Genomic DNA, 3,192 nt, shown 5'->3' with positions numbered 1-3,192 from the left:
AGACTACTTGGGGTTGTATGGTCAAGTAATGAAGCGCACATGGTGGATGCCTTGGCAGTCAGAGGCGATGAAAGACGTGACAGCCTGCGATAAGCTTCGGGGAGGCGGCAATATCCTGTGATCCGGAGATTTCTGAATGGGGAAACCCACCTACCATAAGGTAGGTATCTTGTACTTGTACAAGAGGCAAACGAGGGGAAGTGAAACATCTCAGTACCCTTAGGAAAAGACATCAAATGAGATTCCCCAAGTAGCGGCGAGCGAACGGGGAGAAGCCGATTAATGCTAATGTAGAAGAACAGCGTGGGAAAGCTGACCGTAGTAGGTGATAGTCCTGTATTCGAAACATTAGCGTTAACATATTAAGTAGGGCGGGACACGAGAAATCCTGTTTGAAGATGGGGGGACCATCCTCCAAGGCTAAATACTCCTGACTGACCGATAGTGAACCAGTACCGTGAGGGAAAGGCGAAAAGAACCCCTGTGAGGGGAGTGAAATAGAACCTGAAACCGTGTGCGTACAAGCAGTGGGAGCCTTAATTTATTAGGGTGACCGCGTACCTTTTGTATAATGGGTCAGCGACTTATGTTCTGTAGCAAGGTTAACCGTTTAGGGGAGCCGTAGGGAAACCGAGTCTTAATAGGGCGTTTAGTTGCAGGGCATAGACCCGAAACCGAGTGATCTATCCATGAGCAGGTTGAAAGTGCCGTAACAGGCACCGGAGGACCGAACCCACTATCGTTGAAAAGCTAGGGGATGACTTGTGGATAGGGGTGAAAGGCTAATCAAACTCGGTGATAGCTGGTTCTCCCCGAAAGCTATTTAGGTAGCGCCTCGGACGAACACCATTGGGGGTAGAGCACTGTTTCGGCTAGGGGGTCATACCGACTTACCAAACCGATGCAAACTCCGAATACCGATGAGTGATATCCGGGAGACACACAGTGGGTGCTAACGTCCATTGTGGAGAGGGAAACAACCCAGACCGCCAGCTAAGGCCCCAAATTCCTAGTTAAGTGGGAAACGAGGTGGGAAGGCATAGACAGCTAGGAGGTTGGCTTAGAAGCAGCCATCCTTTAAAGAAAGCGTAATAGCTCACTAGTCGAGTCGGCCCGCGCGGAAGATGTAACGGGGCTCAAACTAGGAGCCGAAGCTGCGGATTTGAATTTGTTTTCAAGTGGTAGGGGAGCGTTGTGTAAGCCTGTGAAGGTGTGTCGTAAGGCATGCTGGAGGTATCACAAGAGCGAATGCTGACGTGAGTAACGATAATGCGAGTGAAAAGCTCGCACGCCGGAAGATCAAGGGTTCCAGTCCAACGTTAATCGGGGCTGGGTGAGTCGACCCCTAAGGCGAGGCCGAAAGGCGTAGTCGATGGGAAATCGGTTAATATTCCGATACTTGTTTATAATGCGATGGAGGGACGGAGTAGGTTATGTCAGCCTGGCGTTGGTTGTCCAGGTGAAAGGATGTAGGCAGACAGTTTAGGCAAATCCGGACTGTCATTATGCTGAGATCTGATAGCAAGCTGTACTTGTACAGCGAAGTGGCAAATACCATGCTTCCAGGAAAAGCTTCTAAGCAATAGTTATAAACGAATCGTACCCTAAACCGACACAGGTGATCAGGTAGAGAATACCAAGGCGCTTGAGAGAACTCTGCTGAAGGAACTAGGCAAAATGGTACCGTAACTTCGGGAGAAGGTACGCTGCCGATGGTGATAGGACTTGCTCCTTGAGCTGTTGGCAGTCGCAGATACCAGGCTGCTGCAACTGTTTATTAAAAACACAGCACTCTGCAAACACGAAAGTGGACGTATAGGGTGTGATGTCTGCCCGGTGCTGGAAGGTTAATTGATGGGGTTAGCGTAAGCGAAGCTCTTGATCGAAGCCCCAGTAAACGGCGGCCGTAACTATAACGGTCCTAAGGTAGCGAAATTCCTTGTCGGGTAAGTTCCGACCTGCACGAATGACATAATGATGGCAGCGCTGTCTCCAGCAGAGACTCAGTGAAATCGAAATCGCAGTGAAGATGCTGTGTACCCGCGGCTAGACGGAAAGACCCCGTGAACCTTTACTACAGCTTTACATTGAACTTTGACCTGACTTGTGCAGGATAGGTGGGAGGCTTTGAAGCAGACACGCTAGTGTTTGTGGAGCCAATCTTGAAATACCACCCTGGTCATGTTGGGGTTCTAACTCAGGTATAACAATACCGAGGACAATGTATGGTGGGTAGTTTGACTGGGGCGGTCTCCTCCTAAAGAGTAACGGAGGAGTACGAAGGTGCGCTCAGACCGGTCGGAAATCGGTCGTAGAGTATAAAGGCAAAAGCGCGCTTAACTGCGAGACCCACAAGTCGAGCAGGTACGAAAGTAGGTCTTAGTGATCCGGTGGTTCTGTATGGAAGGGCCATCGCTCAACGGATAAAAGGTACTCTGGGGATAACAGGCTGATACCGCCCAAGAGTTCATATCGACGGCGGTGTTTGGCACCTCGATGTCGGCTCATCTCATCCTAGGGCTGAAGCAGGTCCTAAGGGTATGGCTGTTCGCCATTTAAAGAGGTACGCGAGCTGGGTTTAGAACGTCGTGAGACAGTTCGGTCCCTATCTACCGTGGGCGTTGGAAATTTGAGAGGATCTGCTCCTAGTACGAGAGGACCAGAGTGGACGAACCTCTGGTGTTCGGGTTGTCACGCCAGTGGCATTGCCCGGTAGCTACGTTCGGATGGGATAATCGCTGAAAGCATCTAAGCGAGAAGCCCACCTCAAGATTAGATTTCCCTAAAGAGCCGTTGAAGACTACGACGTTGATAGGCAGGGTGTGGAAGCACAGCGATGTGTGTAGCTAACCTGTACTAATTGCTCGTTTGGCTTGACCATACAACACCCAAGTGGTTTGTATGAAAGCTCTAATTAATCTATCTTGTATAGCCTAGGCTATAGAATATATATAATTTCGATATCACCTTTAACCTTGATTCAGTTAGGTTACAAGTTGGTCGACAACAAGCTAAACCTTGACGTCAAAACAATAATAACAGACTCATATCTAACCCCCTTTGCTGACGACAATAGCACGATGGAACCACCTGATCCCTTCCCGAACTCAGAAGTGAAACATCGTCGCGCCAATGGTAGTGTGGTTCGCCCATGTGAGAGTAGGTCATCGTCAGCTCTCTATTCCTAGATAA

General features: G+C 49.4%; 2 rRNA genes. Both read left to right on the top strand.

Annotation, left to right across the window (positions count from 1 at the left end):
• The first annotated feature begins 19 nt into the window (after positions 1-19).
• Positions 20-2,881 (top strand): 23S ribosomal RNA (locus JMX89_RS12675).
• A 181-nt stretch (positions 2,882-3,062) separates the two neighbouring features.
• A 5S ribosomal RNA gene (gene rrf, locus JMX89_RS12670) occupies positions 3,063-3,176 on the top strand.
• Positions 3,177-3,192 lie beyond the last annotated feature (16 nt).

Origin of the sequence: Psychrobacter sp. DD43 (assembly GCF_904846555.1) — a bacterium.
Taxonomy (GTDB): Bacteria; Pseudomonadota; Gammaproteobacteria; order Pseudomonadales; family Moraxellaceae; genus Psychrobacter; species Psychrobacter cryohalolentis.
The sequence above is the reverse complement of the archived record's forward strand: the minus strand, read 5'-3'. Positions and strand labels throughout refer to the sequence as shown.